At 40.2% G+C, this 18,402-nt stretch carries 12 protein-coding genes and 1 pseudogene; 7 read left to right on the forward strand and 6 right to left on the reverse strand.

Annotation, left to right across the window (positions count from 1 at the left end):
• Nucleotides 1–71: 71 nt before the first annotated feature.
• Both ACU0NF_RS05205 and ACU0NF_RS05210 read right to left on the reverse strand, forming a co-directional pair.
• Nucleotides 72–458 (reverse strand): hypothetical protein, encoded by a 387-nt coding sequence (locus ACU0NF_RS05205; RefSeq protein ID WP_445660362.1) that lies wholly within the window; start codon nt 456–458, stop codon nt 72–74.
• A gap of 145 nt (nt 459–603) precedes the next feature.
• Nucleotides 604–1,198 (reverse strand): annotated as a pseudogene (locus ACU0NF_RS05210) (class I SAM-dependent methyltransferase).
• 624 nt (nt 1,199–1,822) lie between these two features.
• Between ACU0NF_RS05210 and ACU0NF_RS05215 the strand changes: the two are divergent.
• Nucleotides 1,823–3,349 carry a fumarate hydratase gene (locus tag ACU0NF_RS05215; protein WP_445660363.1) on the forward strand — a complete coding sequence of 509 codons (1,527 nt, stop codon included), beginning with the start codon at nt 1,823–1,825 and terminating at the stop codon, nt 3,347–3,349.
• A gap of 106 nt (nt 3,350–3,455) precedes the next feature.
• Here ACU0NF_RS05215 and ACU0NF_RS05220 read toward each other — a convergent pair whose 3' ends face one another.
• From ACU0NF_RS05220 to tig, 4 genes are all read right to left on the reverse strand, one after another.
• Nucleotides 3,456–4,169 (reverse strand): DUF2846 domain-containing protein, encoded by a 714-nt coding sequence (locus ACU0NF_RS05220; RefSeq protein ID WP_445660364.1) that lies wholly within the window; start codon nt 4,167–4,169, stop codon nt 3,456–3,458.
• Between the two features lie 206 nt (nt 4,170–4,375).
• The gene (clpX, locus tag ACU0NF_RS05225; protein WP_445660365.1) at nt 4,376–5,686 is read right to left on the reverse strand and encodes an ATP-dependent protease ATP-binding subunit ClpX; all 1,311 of its coding nucleotides are present in this window, start codon (nt 5,684–5,686) and stop codon (nt 4,376–4,378) included.
• A 27-nt stretch (nt 5,687–5,713) separates the two neighbouring features.
• A complete protein-coding gene (gene clpP, locus ACU0NF_RS05230) occupies nt 5,714–6,319 on the reverse strand; it encodes an ATP-dependent Clp endopeptidase proteolytic subunit ClpP (RefSeq protein WP_131287347.1) in 606 nt (201 codons plus the stop codon).
• 192 nt (nt 6,320–6,511) lie between these two features.
• Nucleotides 6,512–7,846 carry a trigger factor gene (gene tig / locus ACU0NF_RS05235; protein ID WP_445660366.1) on the reverse strand — a complete coding sequence of 445 codons (1,335 nt, stop codon included), beginning with the start codon at nt 7,844–7,846 and terminating at the stop codon, nt 6,512–6,514.
• A 962-nt stretch (nt 7,847–8,808) separates the two neighbouring features.
• Between tig and ACU0NF_RS05240 the strand changes: the two genes are divergently transcribed.
• The 6 genes from ACU0NF_RS05240 to leuA all read left to right on the forward strand — a co-directional run bounded on the left by ACU0NF_RS05240 (nt 8,809) and on the right by leuA (nt 18,340).
• Nucleotides 8,809–11,031: a TonB-dependent receptor gene (locus tag ACU0NF_RS05240; protein ID WP_445660367.1), complete on the forward strand. Its 2,223-nt coding sequence runs from the start codon at nt 8,809–8,811 to the stop codon at nt 11,029–11,031.
• A 109-nt stretch (nt 11,032–11,140) separates the two neighbouring features.
• A complete protein-coding gene (locus ACU0NF_RS05245; RefSeq protein ID WP_445660368.1) occupies nt 11,141–11,824 on the forward strand; it encodes a Fe2+-dependent dioxygenase in 684 nt (227 codons plus the stop codon).
• Nucleotides 11,825–12,185: 361 nt separating this feature from the next.
• Entirely contained in the window at nt 12,186–14,417 is a 2,232-nt protein-coding gene (locus ACU0NF_RS05250) for a catecholate siderophore receptor Fiu (protein ID WP_445660369.1), read from the forward strand.
• Between the two features lie 174 nt (nt 14,418–14,591).
• The gene (locus ACU0NF_RS05255; RefSeq protein WP_445660370.1) at nt 14,592–15,275 is read left to right on the forward strand and encodes a Fe2+-dependent dioxygenase; all 684 of its coding nucleotides are present in this window, start codon (nt 14,592–14,594) and stop codon (nt 15,273–15,275) included.
• Complete coding sequence (locus tag ACU0NF_RS05260) at nt 15,272–16,375, forward strand: alpha-hydroxy acid oxidase (protein WP_445660371.1); 1,104 nt, start codon at nt 15,272–15,274, stop codon at nt 16,373–16,375. The genes ACU0NF_RS05255 and ACU0NF_RS05260 overlap by 4 nt, the downstream gene beginning before the upstream one ends.
• A 267-nt stretch (nt 16,376–16,642) precedes the next feature.
• Nucleotides 16,643–18,340, forward strand: coding sequence for a 2-isopropylmalate synthase (gene leuA / locus ACU0NF_RS05265; protein WP_445660372.1), 1,698 nt, complete (start codon nt 16,643–16,645; stop codon nt 18,338–18,340).
• Nucleotides 18,341–18,402 lie beyond the last annotated feature (62 nt).

Genomic DNA, 18,402 nt, shown 5'->3' on the forward strand with positions numbered 1-18,402 from the left:
AAAATTGGGTGGCTTTTTTTATGTGAAATTCGTAGATATCATTCGATTAAATGGAAGGGAACTCAGCTGAATTAATCCGTTAAAGCTACTTTTATTTTAGTTAAAGTTGGATCATTAGTCTTAACGAGAGAAATATTTCCATTCGATTTTACGCAAGCCATTTTGCTGTTAGCGTCAAAAAAACTCGATCGAAAAATTTGCTGAATTTTATTGCCGCTAAAGGCCACGAGGTAAAGACGCTGGTCGGGATAGGATGGCACTTGATCTAAATACTTTTGCTGATCTGGGACAATATTTTTTGAAAAATATTGATGAAACTTAGGATCAATAAGCGTTTCATAGGCTCCTAATATACAAACAGTATCACTATCAGGAAAAATCGAGCTTAATTTTAATGGTTGATCCAGTATTTTTAGTTTCCAATAGATGTGCAATGCTTTTTCAAAAGGCTTATCCAAATATATCGGCCAAAATTTAACAAATAAATATAACAAGCCAAAAGTGATGCACCCTAACAATAATATTCTAATCGTGCTAACTGCTCTTTTTATTTTATAAAGATCTTTTACTTAATCATTGTTCCACATTTTTATTTAGTCTGACTTAATCAATTTTTTGTACCAACCACACCGTATGTCCTGCACATTCCGCATCTTCAGCAACCATTTTTATGACCTGAAAACCATGATCATTCAATAACCGCGTATATTCTTCAGCTGCAAGGCTTGCATGATATAAAGCATCGCCAAACAGATCGCCAGTCCACTGGTAAACATCAATGCCGCTCTTGGCTCAGCATGTTTTTGGAATATCGAAAACATTGCACGCTGATCATCTTGAGTCAGATGAAAAAACTATCCCACGCCAAAATGCCCTGGAACTTTTGCCATAAATCCATCTGACGCATGTCTGCCTGAATCCAGTTCTGTTCAGGAAAGTTTTCCTGCGCCATTTCAATCATGACCTCAGAACTATCTACACCCACCACGGAATGACCTTGTGCAATTAAATAGGCTGCAATGGGTTTCGCTGAACCACAGCCTAAATCAAGGATTGTTGAATGATCTGGAAGCAGTGAAAGAAAATGATCAAACCACGCTTTTTCATAAATAAATTGACCGCGTAATTCTGTCCATGCACGTGCATGTTTTTTATAGATTTCAATAATATTTTGCGCAAGTTCAGACTGATCTTTCATCATCGAATTTTTCATATTTTTAAAAATAGCATACGCAGATTTAGATCGAGATTTGAAGATTTGAAGATTTGAAGATTTGAAGATTTGAAGATTTGAAGATTTGAAGATTTGAAGATTTGAAGATTTAGAATGTTTTTATTTTAATAAAACTTAAAGCAAAAAAAAAGAAGATAGAGCTTAAGCCTGATCTTCTTTTTGACCGTAAAACCATGTTGCTGCGATATATAAAGCAAAGCCAAAAACTGAAACAACTGCAGTAATCATACTCTTATTACACTCTAGATTTGATGAGCTCATTATGTAAAAGTTTTATGACAACTTTATGACAATGCCGTCATATTTAATACAAGTTAAAATCTTTATATTAATTGATAAATTTCAATAAGTTAAATCTATAAATAATTTCTAATTATTTTAATTCCTGTTTTAAATGTCATGTTTATACTGAAATATGACAGTCTTTTATCATATTTATGACAAAAATCCTCACAAAAATGACCGTTTACTTGAGCTGAAATTCACTATTAAACTTTCGGCCAAAAAGCAGTCAAAACGCCCACAAAACTTGCTTTTTATCTTATAATTTAGCCCGCTAGCTAACAGCCCGCTCAAGAGATATTTGATATGACAACTATTATCAAGCAAGATGACTTGATCACATCGGTAAAAGATGCGCTTCAGTTCATTTCTTACTATCATCCACAAGACTTCATCCAAGCGATGAGCCGTGCCTATGATCGTGAAGAGAACAAAGCCGCAAAAGATGCTATTGCACAAATCTTAATTAACTCTCGTATGTGTGCAGAAGGCCACCGCCCGATCTGCCAGGATACTGGGATTGTTAACGTATTTCTTGAAGTGGGTTTAGACGTTAAATTTGATTTAACGATGAGCTTGGACGATGCAATTAACGAAGGTGTACGTCAGGGTTATTTAGAAAACTCGAACATTCTTCGCGCATCAGTTTTAGCTGATCCTGCTTTTGGCCGTAAAAACACCAAAGACAACACACCTGCTGTGATCCACTACAAACTCGTACCAGGTAACAAAGTAGACATTACTGTTGCTGCTAAGGGTGGCGGTTCAGAAAATAAATCTAAACTTGCGATGTTGAATCCTTCTGATTCTATCGTGGATTGGGTGCTTAAAACTGTTCCGACCATGGGTGCAGGCTGGTGTCCTCCTGGGATGCTCGGTATCGGTATTGGTGGTACTGCTGAAAAAGCCATGATGCTTGCAAAAGAAGCATTGATGGAAGAAATCAACATGGACGAATTGCTTCGTCGTGGTCCACAAAGCCAAATGGAAGAACTCCGTATCGAGATCTTCGAAAAAGTAAATGCTTTGGGTATTGGCGCGCAAGGTTTGGGTGGTTTAACCACAGTTCTGGATATTAAAATCAAGGATTACCCTTGCCACGCTGCAGGTAAACCAGTTGGTATGATTCCGAACTGTGCTGCAACACGTCATGCACACTTCCAGTTAGATGGTTCAGGTGTTGCGCATATTCAAGCGCCTAAACTTGATGACTATCCTGCTGTAACTTGGGATTCTTCTACGTCTAAACGTGTTGACCTAGACAATATCACGCAAGAAGAAATGAACTCTTGGCAACCAGGTGACACATTACTTCTTAACGGGACAATCTATACCGGTCGTGATGCTGCGCACAAACGTATGGTTGACATGATCAACAACGGTGAAGAATTACCTGTCGATCTTAAAGGTAAATTCATTTACTACGTTGGCCCTGTAGATCCAGTAGGTGACGAAGTCGTTGGTCCTGCAGGTCCAACCACTGCTACACGTATGGACAAATTCACACGTCAAGTTTTAGAACATACTGGCTTGTTCGGCATGATCGGTAAAGCGGATCGTGGTCCTACTGCTATTGAAGCGATTAAAGACAACAAAGCGACTTACTTGATGGCTGTAGGTGGCGCGGCTTACCTGGTATCTAAAGCTGTTCGCCAAGCTGAAGTGGTTGCTTTTGCTGACCTTGGTATGGAAGCAATCTACAAATTTGTAGTTGAAGATATGCCGGTATCTGTAGCGGTAGACGTGAATGGTACTTCTATTCACGCAACTGCACCAAAAATCTGGCAAGCGAAAATTGGTAAAATCCCAGTCGTTGATGCTGCTGCGGTTTAATTTTCCAAGCTAAAAAAGCACCCTTTGGGGTGCTTTTTTATTTCTAAAAAAACATTTTTTGCTCAACCCATAATGAGTCTTGCCTTTCAAATCCTGAAATGTGGATTTACCACGTTCTTGGATCCCATGGTTTAAAGGGTGTGGTCAGTTGCACATCTTCCGCAGGATCATATTTCGCGGGTTTAAGCTTTTGAGCTTTTTTACGCACTTTACCTGTATTTTGGTCTTGGGCCACAAAGTTAAGACTTTCCGACTTTAACTGGGTAAATGCGATTTCGTTTAAGCCTGCTTTTTCAGGCACGATGATTAAGGGTCCCGAAACTTCACGACGGGTACTTAAATTTTCTTCATCATATTTTATGAAATAAGACTGCCCTGCTTCTACGGTAAAATCTAAATATTTAGGCTTTTGAAAATGCTGTGTACCCAAAGGACGACTGCTCGACAAACGATACGTTCCCGCAGGCAACTCCATCCAGTAATAGTGATTATTCAATAAACTCGGAATACGTTCACTATTAATAAAAAGACTGGATGCCACAATTTCTTGACGGTTCCATTTGCTGTCAGGTCGGTACATGTACACAATGGCAGCTTGATCATTTTGTGCTTGTACAGGTTGAAAACGCTGTCCTAATTTTTGGTTGACCCAAGCTCCAATGGTAAACATCCCTAGACGGTGCTGCTCAATAAAGCCAGGTTCGCTGTTAAAATCAACAGGTTTTAAAGTTGATGTTACTTGAGCATGTTCAACAGCAGATTTGCCATGACAACCCACTAAAATAATACTTGCACAGACCGCAATACAGACTCCACGCATGATTTTCCCTCACCGCGTATTTTTTATTTTTTGTACTTAATTAAACACTTAATTTTTCGCTATTATTAATCACGATATTAATTTTACTTCATTGATTTTATTTAAGCATCCACACCTAATGATTGAGATTAACATTGCGTTTTATTTTTGGAAATAAAAAACGTGCGAAAACACAAGTTTTCCGCACGTTTCAGACGAATAGCGAATTAAGCAGATTTAGAATTTACAACTTTCAAATCTACTTTAAGCGCAGCTTCAGCCTCTGCTTTAGGTTGACGCTCTGCCTTTAACTCTGGCTTTCCTTCACCACTAATCACCGCATCATTTACAATCACAGTACCAACATCGGTACGGCTTGGTAAATCATACATGGTTTCAAGTAAAGAATTTTCCAGGATTGAACGCAGACCACGAGCACCTGTATTACGTTCTAATGCTTTTTTCGCAACAGCCCGCAATGCAGAATCTTCAAATACAAGGTCAACATTTTCCATACCAAATAAATATTGGTATTGACGTGTTAAGGCATTTTTCGGTTCAGTCAGAATCTGCATAAGTGCTTCTTCATCCAACTCTTCCAAAGTTGCAATAACCGGTAAACGGCCAATGAATTCTGGAATCAAACCAAATTTCACCAAGTCATTCGCTTCCACTTGACGGAATAAATCAGACAATTTTTTAGTTTCGTCTTTTTTCTTCACTTCAGCAGTGAAACCAATACCACCTTTTTCTTGACGCTGTTGTACGATTTTCTCAAGACCCGAGAATGCACCGCCACAAATAAACAAGATATTCGAGGTATCAATTTGAATGAACTCTTGTTGCGGATGCTTACGACCACCTTGTGGTGGAATTGAAGCAACTGTACCTTCGATCATTTTCAATAACGCTTGCTGAACACCTTCACCCGATACATCACGGGTAATGGAGGGGTTTTCAGACTTGCGGGTAATCTTGTCGATTTCATCGATATAGATAATACCCTTTTGCGCTTTTTCTACATCGTAATCGGCTTTTTGCAAAAGTTTCTGTACGATGTTTTCAACGTCTTCGCCCACATAACCGGCTTCGGTTAATGTTGTTGCATCTGCCATAGCAAATGGAACATCAAGAAGACGCGCTAAAGTTTGAGCAAGTAAGGTTTTACCTGAACCTGTTGGGCCAACCAGCAAAATATTACTTTTCGCAAGTTCTACAGCATCATCAGGTTTATGACCTGAGTTAGTGACTTTTAAACGTTTGTAATGGTTATAAACCGCAACTGAAAGCGTTTTTTTCGCAACATCTTGACCAATGACATATTGATCAAGCGCAGCACGAATTTCATGTGGTTTTGGCAAAGGTTTAGTTGCCCAATCACCAGATTCGACTTGCTGACTGGTCTGGACTAAATCTAGGCATACGTCCACACACTCATTACAGATGTAAGCGTCCTCACCTGCAATCAGTTTCCCGACTTCAGACTGCGTTTTACCGCAAAATGAACAATGCTTTTGTCCTTGAGGATGTTCGGACATATTCACTCCAATATTAAAATCTGAAAATTATGGACGTTTACTTAACACTTCATCCACGAGACCGTATTCTTTTGCAGCCTGAGCTGTCATAAAGTTGTCACGGTCAGTATCTCTTGCAACAGTTTCATAGTCTTGACCACTATGCTCTGCCATTAAACGGTTTAAGCGTTCTTTAATGAATAGAATTTCACGGGCGTGAATTTCAATATCCGATGCTTGACCACGGAAACCACCGAGTGGCTGGTGAATCATCACACGGGCATTTTCCAAGCAATAACGCTTACCTTTTGCACCGGCATTTAATAAGAACGCACCCATAGATGCCGCTTGACCCATACAATAAGTCACCACATCCGGTTTAATAAACTGCATGGTGTCATAAATTGCCATACCTGCAGTTACAGACCCACCTGGTGAATTAATATAGAGGTGTATATCTTTATCTGGGTTCTCTGCTTCTAAAAACAACATCTGCGCAACAATTAAGTTGGCCATGTTGTCTTCAACTTCACCGGTTAAAAAAATTACACGCTCACGCAAAAGGCGTGAATAAATATCAAAAGAACGCTCACCACGAGAAGATTGTTCTACGACCATTGGTACTAAAGCGTTATCAATTGTTGGAACATACATACGTTATTTATTCCTAAATTTTTTGTTACTCAACTCATAGTCACAATATGAGGGATAATTGTCGAAATTGCAAAATATTCCCAATTAAATAACAGATATTTTTTGCATAAGCATTGTTAATTCAGTACAGGTTCAGTATAAGCCAATGCATAAAAAAAGGCGCATGATGCGCCTTTTTTCGATCAGCTAAACTTAGCCTTGTTGACGAGCTTGTTGCTCTTTCAACAATTCTTCGTAGCTTACAGCTTTATCAGTCACTTTAGCAGACGCTAAAATGTGATCAACGATTTGATCTTCTAACACAACTGCTTCGATTTGAGCACGTTGCTGTTTGTCATTTTTGAAGTATTCAATAACTTCAGTAGGATCTTCATAAGAAGAAGCCATGTCGTCGATATAAGCTTCAACGCGAGCAGGATCAACTTCAATTTTAGCATCAGCTAAAACTTTGCTAACCAACACACCCAATTTAACTGCTTTTTGAGCTTGCTCTTTGAACAAGTCATCTGGAAGCATGCTACTGTCAAATGCTTGCGCACCTTGAGCACCAAACTGTTGAGTGAATTGTTGAATCATTTGTTGACGTTGACGGTCAATTTCTTGAGCCAACATAGACTCAGGAACTTCAACTTCGTTTGCAGCTACAAGCGCGTCAAAAGTCGCAGCTTTAACTTGGTTACGAAGACCGTTTTTCACTTCACGATCCATATTTTTGCGAACGTCAGCTTTTAATTTTTCAACGCCTTCTTCTTCAGTCAAACCAAAGATTTTTAAGAATTCAGCATCAATTTCTGGAAGCTTTGGTTTTTCAACTTGCTTAACAGTGATTTTGAACTGTGCAGCTTTACCAGCAAGGTTTTCAGCTTGGTAGTCTTCAGGGAAAGTTACATCAATAACTTTCTCTTCGCCTTTCTTCATACCAACGATACCGTCTTCAAAGCCAGGAATCATGCGACCAGAACCTAAAACAAGTTTAAAGTCTTCAGCAGTACCGCCTTCAAACTTCTCACCGTCAACAGTACCTTCGAAATCGAAAGTTACTTGCATGTCTTTTTTAGCCATGCCTTTGGTTTCAGCCCAAGTTTGACGCTGTTTTTGAAGATTTTCAATCATCTGGTCAACGTCTTTGTCGTTAACTTCAGTTGTTTTACGTTCAACTTCCAAAGCGTCAAAAGCTTTCACTTCAACTTCTGGATAAACTTCTACAGTTGCTTCATAAACAAGAGCGTCTTCTTTATTTTCAACTTTATCAATGTTTGGCATGCCAACAGCATTGATTTTTTCTTGCTGAATTGCTTCGAATACTGTGTCACGAATTACATCGTTCACAACTTCTTGATAAATGCCTGCGCCATATTCACGACGTACAACATTCAAAGGCACTTTACCTGGACGGAAGCCGTTGATCTTCACAGTTTTAGCAGTGCGTTTTAAACGAGCTTCAAATTGCTCGTTCACACGGCTCGTCGGTACAGATACATTTAAACGACGGGCAACGCCCGAAACCGCTTCAGAAGTTACTTGCATGGCTTCCTCGATATAGAAATAGTAATTGCAATTTTGAAAGTGCCATATTATATGACAACATTGGAAGATATACAAAACAGGATGATTTAACCATTAAATTTTAAGCTTTCTTCGGATAAAAATCCGTTTTTATTTCAATTTCCTAACACTTTATCTGCCAAAGACGCTTATTTCGTATGCATTTTAGCTAAAAGCGTAAATTTTCTTAAATTTGAGTTCCTTGCTGATTTAATTCATGCATCCTAAAATAGTGTTGGATCATTGCTTATATGAGCCAATAAGAAACCTGCATTCACGTGTAACAATTCCAATCACTGCACATCAGCTTTTAATGACTTGGAAAAATATATAACTTACCAATATCATCGTTCCAACTTATCTTCACAACCTTTATCCCCCAACCAAATAAAAACGGATGATCTTGGTGTAATTTCATTAGACAACATCTCTTTCATCACAAGAGATCTAGAATAAGTTGGGTAGCCTTTCCCCATCGAGTGAAAAAATTCATTAAACGTTGCCGATTATTTATATGAAATTATAAAAATGAAGCTGAATATCTGTAACTAAAAATACTTTCTTGTTTTGGTATGAATTTATAGTTCAAGATGAGTGTAAGCAACTTATGCTGTGACTTTAAATCGACCATTTCAAATAAATCCAAGCGATGGAATCGAATAGACATGATTTAACATTAAGTTAACTGTTTGTTATCACAAATTGCTTAAAAAATGCTAAATATCAGCATGATTAAAATTCACAATCACAAATAAGAAATCAAGAGATTTTACAGATATTTATTTAAAATCATATATTTAATAAAAAATTATCGCATTTCATTATTCATTCTTAGAATTATAAATACGACAATGATCGCAAACTCCAATCCAACTTAATAGTTATAAAAAATAAGAATCATTATTATTCTCATACCTTTTCCCAGTACACTTTTTGAGTTAGAAATGGCCTTCATTAAAACACGCAAAAAAATCGTATCTTCTGCGATTGTGTCATCACTTTCAGTTATGGCGGGTAATGCAATTGCACAAGATCAAGTGACCCAACTTGATACTATTCGCACTCAAGCAGAAACAGAACAAACACTTAAAGTAGATAAATCAGCGAATTCTAAGTTTGTTGCTCCACTGCTCGATACGCCTAAATCAGTTTCTGTGATTTCTAAACAGCTGATTGCAGATACTCAAGTGACAACTTTAAGCGATGCTTTGCGTACTGTACCTGGTATTACTTTAGGTGCGGGTGAAGGTGGCAACCCAAATGGCGACCGTCCATTTATTCGTGGTTATAACTCTGAAAGTTCAATGTATGTCGATGGTGTGCGTAGCGCAACTTCACAAAACCGTGAAATGTTTGCTGTAGAACAAGTGGAAGTTACTAAAGGTTCTGCATCTGCCATGGGTGGTGCAGGTACCACTGGCGGTAGCATTAACATGATTTCTAAAGTTGCGAAACAAGGTGACTTCCTAGAAGGTTCTGTTGGCGCAGGTACAGACAATTACCAACGTATTACTTTAGATGGCAACAAAGATTTTGGTAATGGCATTGCAGCCCGTGTTGCGGTATTGGGCCATAAAAATGAAAAAGCAGGTCAAGCCGATGGTGCTGAATATGCACGTGCTGGTATTGCGCCAAGTATTACTTTTGGTTTAGACACCCCTACTCGTGCAACTTTAAGCTATTACTACTTAAAATCTGATGACACTCCAGATTCAGGTGTGCCATACAATTACGTGGATGGTGTCGGCGGTTTTGGTAAACCTGTAAATGTTAAACAAGGTATTTACTATGGTTTATTAGATCGTGATTTCCAAAAACAAGAAAATCAGATTGGTACATTAAAATTAGAACATGATTTAACGGACAATCTCACACTCACCAATACCGCAGTGTATGGCAAGTCTAAAAATGATTACCTATGGACTCAACCAGACGATTCTAAAGGTAATGTGCTGAATGATCAGGTATGGCGTCGTATCAACTCACGTATTACTGACACTGAAAGTTTTACAGACCAGTTAGCATTAACCGGTAAATTTAAAACGGGCACGGCTGAACATCGTTTTAACATAGGCGCTGAATATTCGGATCAAGAGTCTGACAAAGGCAACTACAGCACAACTTATCCAGGTTATCTTGATACCACAACAGGTGGCTTCAATAGTAACTGTGCCATCAATGATGCTTGGTGTACATCTTTAACAAATCCAAACTCACGTGAACCTTGGTTAGGTAAAGCGCAAGCCAATAAAAAAACCACAACTACCTCAACAGAAACAACCTCTGTTTATGTGTTGGATAACATTGAATTCAGTCCAAAATGGTTATTGGATTTAGGTGTACGTTGGGATCAGTTTGATACTGAACAAGTCACCCACGCAACAGGCGATAAGATTTCAAGTAATACAGATTTCTTCAATTATCAAGCAGGTCTAACCTTTAAACCACGTGAAAATGGTGCAATCTATACCAGTTTTGCAACTTCCGCTACCCCTGTAGGTGTCGACGCAGGCGATGGTTCTGAAAGTATTGGCCAAGCGTATATGGACTTAGACCCTGAAGAAAGCCGTACATTTGAGTTAGGTACAAAATGGGACTTATTGCAAGATCGTTTAAATTTAACTGCTGCAATTTTCCGTACTGAAAAACAAAATACCCGTATTCAACTAGATGCTGGAACCTATACCAATGGCGGTGAAACCAAAGTTGATGGTATTGAGCTTGGCGTAAATGGCCAAATTACAGATAAGTGGGCAGTTTCGGCTGGTTACACCTATTTAGACAGTGAAAACGTAAACCCTGGCCCTTCTTGTAACCGCCAAGGTGTATGTAACCCAGACAATCCAGCCAAAGGCAAACACATGCAGAATGTTCCTGAAAACTCTGCTACCTTTTGGACTACATATGACGTAACTCCAGCATTTACTTTAGGTGCTGGTGCAACCGCTATGGATAAAGTCTATGGCGATGCTGCTAATACCAAGTATATTCCAGGTTATGTACGTTACGATGCCATGGCACGTTACAACGTAAACAAAAATGTTGACCTGCAGTTGAACGTCAACAACTTGTCTGACGAACGTTACTTCACTAAAGCATATGCATCACATTATGCAACTGAAGCAGAAGGTCGTAGCGCTGTATTGTCTCTAAACTTCAAATACTAAAACCCAGTCAGAACCCCATAAATTATTTATGGGATTTGATTTTAAATAGCCTCATAATGAGGCTATTTTTATAGCTATACAAAATTCATTCTTCCAAAGGTGTATTGCCGTGATTCATCATATTCCTAACGTCCTGACTAAAGAACAAGTTCAATATTTCCGCGAAGAAATGAATAAAATTGAATGGGTCAATGGTAAAGTCACTGCGGGTACACTTTCAGCTACAGTCAAACAAAACCAACAGCTTCCGGAAGACCTTCCGCTGACCCATCATTTAAGTACGATTATCTTAGAGTCCTTAGGACAACATTCTTTATTCCTGTCTGCGGCCATTCCTTTAGACATCATTCCTCCCCTGTTTAACCGTTATGAAAATAATGAAGCCTTCGGTTTTCATGTCGACAATTCGATTCGTCGAATCCGAGGAACCAATGAGCGCTTAAGAACCGATTTGTCCTGTACGGTTTTTTTAAGCGAACCAGAAGAATATGAAGGTGGCGATTTAGTCATCGAAGATACATATGGCTACCATGAAGTTAAACTTCCTGCTGGCGATATGATTCTCTACCCTTCCACAAGTTTGCACGAGGTAACACCTGTGACCTCAGGTTGCCGTATTGCATCATTCTTTTGGGTGCAAAGCATGGTTCGTGATGAAGCTGAACGTCATATGCTATTCAATCTTGATCAAAGCATTCAGAACCTGCGTATGCAGTTGGGCGATCAACATGATGAAGTGATCAAGCTGACCAATCTTTATCATAATTTAATGCGTAAATGGGCTGAGCTTTAATTCTTTTAACGTAAAAAAATAAATGGGCGGTCGAGATTTTATATCGGCTAGCCCAGTCAATGACTTATAAATATAAGAATTTCTGTTTTATCTGTGAGTCAGATTTGACTGTCATCGGATCGTTTTCTTTAAGCATGATTGCTTTATCTAATGAATAAACCTGAATTAAGTCATATTTCCATCCCTTTTCATCACAATTAAACACTCACCACCATTGTTAATGATAATTATTATCATTATAATTCGCATAAATTGTTACAGGCCATAACAATATCTCCACTTTTACTGCTATTTTGCCAACTTTAAAAGTGGCAAGGCAGTAAAGGAATTCTGTCATATACGATATTAGGGATGACCTACAATGGCACAGATTAAAAGCCGTAAACACAATCGAAATGCTCAACTGGTTGCTTTAGCCGCATCTCTCCCCCTGATGGCTCATGCAGCGAATACACAAGATGTCACTCAGCTTCCAACCATTACCGTGAAATCAGATGCAGAAAATAAATATAAAGCGGATAAGCTAAGTTCGCCTAAATATACTCAGCCTCTGGTCGATACCCCGCAAACAGTTTCAGTGATTAAAAAAGAATTATTAAAAGAACAAGGTGCAACCTCCCTGGTTGAAGCCTTAAGAAATACGCCAGGAATTACCCTGCAACTGGGTGAAAATGGCAATACCAGTGCCGGTGATGCTTTCCAGATGCGTGGATTTTCCACTCAAACTTCGACCTATGTCGATGGTATTCGTGATCTGGGTGCTGTTACTCGGGATGTATTTAATCTGGAACAGATTGAAGTAGTCAAAGGCCCATCTGGTGCAGAAGCAGGACGCGGGTCGGCATCGGGTTATATTAACTTGGCCAGCAAACTTCCTCAGACTGAAAATAGCCGAGAAGTTTCTGCAACCTACAATACTGCTGAGCATGCACGTCTGACTGCCGACATTAACCAAGTGATTAATAGTGGTACCGCTTTTCGCTTAAATGCGATGGGACAAGACGGCGGTGTTGAAGGTCGGGATTATCTTGAAAACAATAGCTGGGCCATTGCTCCTTCAATTTCCTTTGGCTTAGATACCGATACACGTCTACATCTCTATTCGCAACATGTTCGTCAACGTAATATTCCAGATGGCGGGATTCCGACTGTAGGGATGAAAGGTTTTTACAATGCAGATTCAGCTTTAAGCTCAGCGCCTAAAGTCAACCCTGAAAATTATTATGGTCATGTGGATGATCATGAAGATGTCGATGCAGACATGTTTACGGCAAAAATTGAAAGTGATTTAGCCGACAATCTAAAATTTACCCACATCACCCGTTTGGGTAAAACCAGCATGAACCGCGTTTTAACTGGAATAAATACCGGTTCAACTGGTTTAAGAACCAATGGCTCAACCGATCCAAAAGACTGGGAAGTTAACCGTTCACGGCAGGGTGTCGATCAGGAAAATAAGATTCTTGCCAACCAAAGCACCTTGAACCTGAATTTAAAAACCGGTGCCATTGAGCATGATCTGGTCGCAGGATTAGAATTGTTAAAAGAACAACAACATACAAAAACATTAGCAACTCAAATGCCAGGCGAAACGACTGTAGCAACACCTTGGGCAAATCTTTACCATCCTGACCGAAATCAAGTATTACCCGGCTTAGTTTATAACGGTGGCTACAGCAACGGTGAAACAGATACAGCTGCCGCTTATTTGTTTGACACCCTGAAGTTTGGTGAACGCTTCCAGCTAAATGGGGGTGTGCGTGTCGATTATTATGATACTGAATATGATGGACTCGCTATTCCCCGTAATGAAAATGCCTTAGTCGCATCCAGTTTTGCTGCACATGACACGCTGGTCAGCTGGAAACTGGGTGGTTTATTTAAGCCAACCCCATTTAGCAGTGTCTATGCATCTTATGCAAAATCACTGACGCCTCCGGGAAGTGCGAATTTTACTTTGTCCGAAACAGGTGCAAACAGCTCGGCAGCAGAACCTCAAGAAACCCATCATTATGAAATTGGCACAAAATGGGATCTTTTAGAGGGCAAATTGGCGTTGAATGCTGCAGCTTACCGTACTGAAAACGAAAACCAGTTTACGATTGATCCCATTACCCAGCTCTCGGTACAAGAAGGTAAAAAGCGCGTTGATGGTGTAGAACTCAGTGCTGTGGGACAAATCACCGATGTGTGGAATGTTTCTGCCGGGCTGGCTCATATGAAAGTGAAACAGCTGAATCAACAGACGGCAACAGCAACAACCTTGGCTGAACGCTGGTCACCGGAATGGACTGCAAGTTTATGGTCTACTTATGATGTTGCAGGCTTTAAACTGGGCTTAGGTGCACGTTATGTCGATGATCAAAAACGTGTGACTACGGACAGCACTACAGTAGCGAATATGCCAGGCATTCCGGGCTATGTGGTATTTGATGCCATGGCCGGTTATACCCTCAATAAAAATGCCTCTGTAAACCTGAATGTCTATAACCTGGCAGATAAAGAATACATCAGCACCTTAAACAATGGGGGTGGTCGTGTGGTATTGGGGCAACCGCGTTCAGCAGCCTTAACCTTTAACTATAAGTTTTAAGCAATTCGCTAGGTCTTAGCAGATTGAGTATAAATGTAGTGTGTTAGAGCCAAGGTCTGTTGACACTTTGTCTATGTTTGCGACGACGCAAGCCATTGATGAAATATCAACAGACCCTACGCACCACATTATTTATTTTGAGTCCAACTCATTCAAGGGATGCAGATAAAGCAGATGATGTTACATATTCCTGAAATTTTAACCAAACAGCAAGTTGCCGAATTACGCCAGCAACTGGATGCCAGCCATGCCTGGGTTCACGGTCAGCAAAGCGCCGGCTTTCAGGCTCAAAAAATAAAAAACAATCTGCAAATTGATGTGAACAGCATTGTCTATCAATCCCTTTCTCCGAAAATAATGCAAGTATTACAACGAAATGCTCAGGTAAAATCGGCTGCCCTTCCCAAACATATCCTCTCGCCTTTGTTTAACTGCTATCAAGATGAGGGGAATTATGGCAATCATATCGATAGTGCGGTGCAATATTCAAATGCAACCGGACATGCGATTCGTACCGATGTTTCAATCACGCTGTTTTTATCTGAACCGGATGAATACCAAGGTGGTGAACTGATTATTGAAGATCATTATGGCAGCCATGAAGTGAAGCTGGATGCTGGCGATGCCATTCTCTACCCTGCTACAAGTTTACATCGGGTTGAACCGGTGACACAGGGCAAACGAATAGCTGCATTTACCTGGTTACAAAGCATGGTGAAAGATGACTGGCAACGCAGTATGCTATTTAACTTAGATATGGCCATTATGAAACTACGGCTACAAGTGGGCGATTCCGAAGAAATCATCAGCTTAACCAGTCATTATCATAATTTATTGCGCCAATGGGGCGATTTATGAAACCAGTTATACCCCTTGAGCCGTTCAGCCAAATTCCAGCACATTTACAGACGCTTGCCGATTACCAACAACAGGCTGAAAAGCACCTTCCGGACAATACCTGGCACTACTTACAAGGCGGTGCGATGGATGAAGTTAGCGTTCAAGAAAATCTGGAGCAATTTAAAAAAATCCAGCTGATTCCCAGACATTTAAATGACCTGACTCAAGGCAACACAAAATGTGAAATTTTGGGGCAGACCTTTCCCCATCCAATTTTTTTGGCCCCGATTGGCCATCAACAACTGTTCCATGCCGATGCTGAACTGGCGACTGCCTTAGCAGCTGAAGTACTACACAGTAATCTGATTTTAAGTACCTTTAGCAATACCGATATGCGTAATCTCAAAGCTGAAAATCCGTATAAATGGTTTCAGCTTTACTGGCAAGGCGATCGTGAAAAATCATTGGCACTGGTTAAACTGGCTGAACAGCAAAACTTCAAAGCGCTGGTGATTACGGTAGATTCACCGCATAGCGGCATTCGCGATCGTGAACGACGGGTGTTTTTCCAGTTACCTGCAGGCATGCAACATCCACATACTCCGGCACATATTCCCCTGCCTGAAATTGGTGAAGATCAACATCCGGTATTTAATGGCTTAATGCAGATTGCGCCGAAATGGCAGGATATTGAATGGATGATTGCCAACACGTCTTTGCCGGTCATTTTAAAAGGTGTGGTTCACCCCAAAGATGCAGAACGTGCAGTTCAATCTGGTGTTCAAGGACTGATTATTTCCAATCATGGCGGGCGGGTTTTAGACAGCTGCATTTCGCCACTTACTGCCCTGCAGCAGATTAAAGCCGTTGTGCCTCCGAATTTCCCTTTAATTGTTGATGGTGGAATTCGCCGTGGAAGTGATGTTTTTAAAGCCATTGCCTTAGGTGCTTCTGCGGTTTGTATTGGTCGACCTTATATTCATGGTTTAGCAGTTGCCGGTGCTTTAGGCGTTGCCCATGTGATTAAAATCTTGAAGGAAGAATTTGAGATTACGATGGCTTTGGCGGGAACTGCGACATTAAATGAGATCACTTCCGACTATATTTTTCATAAATAGCCAAATTAAAGGAAAATATTTTCTATAAAGTTGTTGTAAACGCAAAAATAGAAAAATATTTTCGGAATAAATAGATTAATATTTAGTTATAGATTTGCAAGTGCTGTAATAAAGCTAAGTCGTAATAATTTATCAATATTTTACGACTTTCGACTAAAGTATCCTAAGCATTACTTGTAAATTGATAGAATAGACACAATCTATATTCGTAGTACATTGCCGTTATCCACGATTAAAAGCAATGCCTGCTACACAAGGAGTTACCTCATGATGTTGGCTGATCCAAGTAAAAAATATCGTCGCATGTATCAACGTGTAGACTTGCCAGACCGTCAATGGCCAAATAATGAAATCAATCAAGCGCCTATTTGGATGAGCACTGACCTTCGTGACGGTAACCAAGCCATTTTCGAACCGATGGACATGGAACAGAAATTCAAGATGTTCCAGATGTTGGTAAAAATCGGCTTTAAACATATTGAAATTGGTTTTCCTTCTGCATCGCAAATTGACTTTGATTTCACCCGTAAATTGATTGAAGAAAATCATATTCCGGATGACGTTTATATCGAGGTTTTGGTTCAGGCGCGTGATCATTTGATCCAACGTACGTTTGAGTCTTTACAAGGCGCGAAACGTGCGATTGTGCATATCTATAACTCCAACTCACCGACTTTCCGTGAAAAAGTGTTGAATGTAGATGTGGCTGGCGCAAAACAGTTGGCGATCAATGCTGCACAAAAAGTGAAAGAATATGCAGCAAAACAGCCTGAAACTGAATTTGTATTCCAGTACAGCCCTGAATGTTTTACTGCAACTGAATTAGAAGTTGCAAAAGACGTTTGTGATGCTGTCACTGAAATCTGGGAAGCTTCACCGACCAACAAAGTGATCTTGAACTTGCCTGCAACCGTTGAAGTTTCAGGCCCACACGTTTATGCCGACCAAATTGAATGGATGCACCGCAACATTCAACGTCGTGACGGCGTGATCATTTCTGTGCACTGTCACAATGACCGTGGCTGTGGTATTGCAGCTTCTGAATTGGCCATTATGGCCGGTGCTGACCGTGTCGAAGGCTGTGTATTTGGTAATGGCGAACGTACCGGTAACGTCGACGTTGCAGCGATTGCCTTGAATATGTACACCCAGGGTGTAGCTCCAAACTTGGACTTCTCTAACATTAACGAAATTATTGCCACCATTGAAGAATGCACAGGCTTGCCTGTTCACCCGCGTCATCCGTATGCAGGTGACTTAGTGTTCACCGCATTCTCGGGTTCGCATCAAGATGCGATCAAGAAAGGTTTCGAGTTCCAGAAGAACCAAGAAATGTGGGATATGCCTTACTTGCCAATCGATCCTAAAGACTTGGGTCGTGACTACGATGCGGTCATTCGCGTGAACTCACAGTCTGGTAAAGGTGGTATCGCCTACTTGTTAGAATCAAATTACAACGTGGTATTGCCGCGCCGTTTACAAATTGAATTCTCACAAGCGGTTCAACAAGTGACAGATGAACAGGCCAAAGAAATTTCAGCACAAGATATCTGGGCCTTGTTTAAACAGAATTATGTTGCAATCAAAGATGCAAACTACTCTGCGAAAAACTACAGATTGTTTGATGACAACGGCAATCAGGTGGTTGAGTTAGATGTCGAAGTGAACGGTGAGAACCAGCACTTGCGTGGTGAAGGTAACGGTCCGATTTCTGCCATCTTGAATGCATTACAATTGCCAATTGACGTATTGAACTATGAAGAACGTAGCATTAGTTCAGGCGCGCATGCCAAAGCCTTGGCTTTAATCGAGCTTCAAGTGAAAGGCACAGGTAAATCTGCATTCGGTGCCGGTGTTCATGACAACATTGTGACTGCCTCAATCGAAGCGATCATTGCCTGCACCAACCGCTTGATCGAGCAAGGTGTACTTAGCACAGAACAGGTTGTTGCAGCTGCCGTATAAGTATTAGCAATAATATTTAGCACTAAAATGACTTTAGAAGGATACCCTCAAGTGGTATCCTT

The organism is Acinetobacter sp. F16, assembly GCF_052712855.1.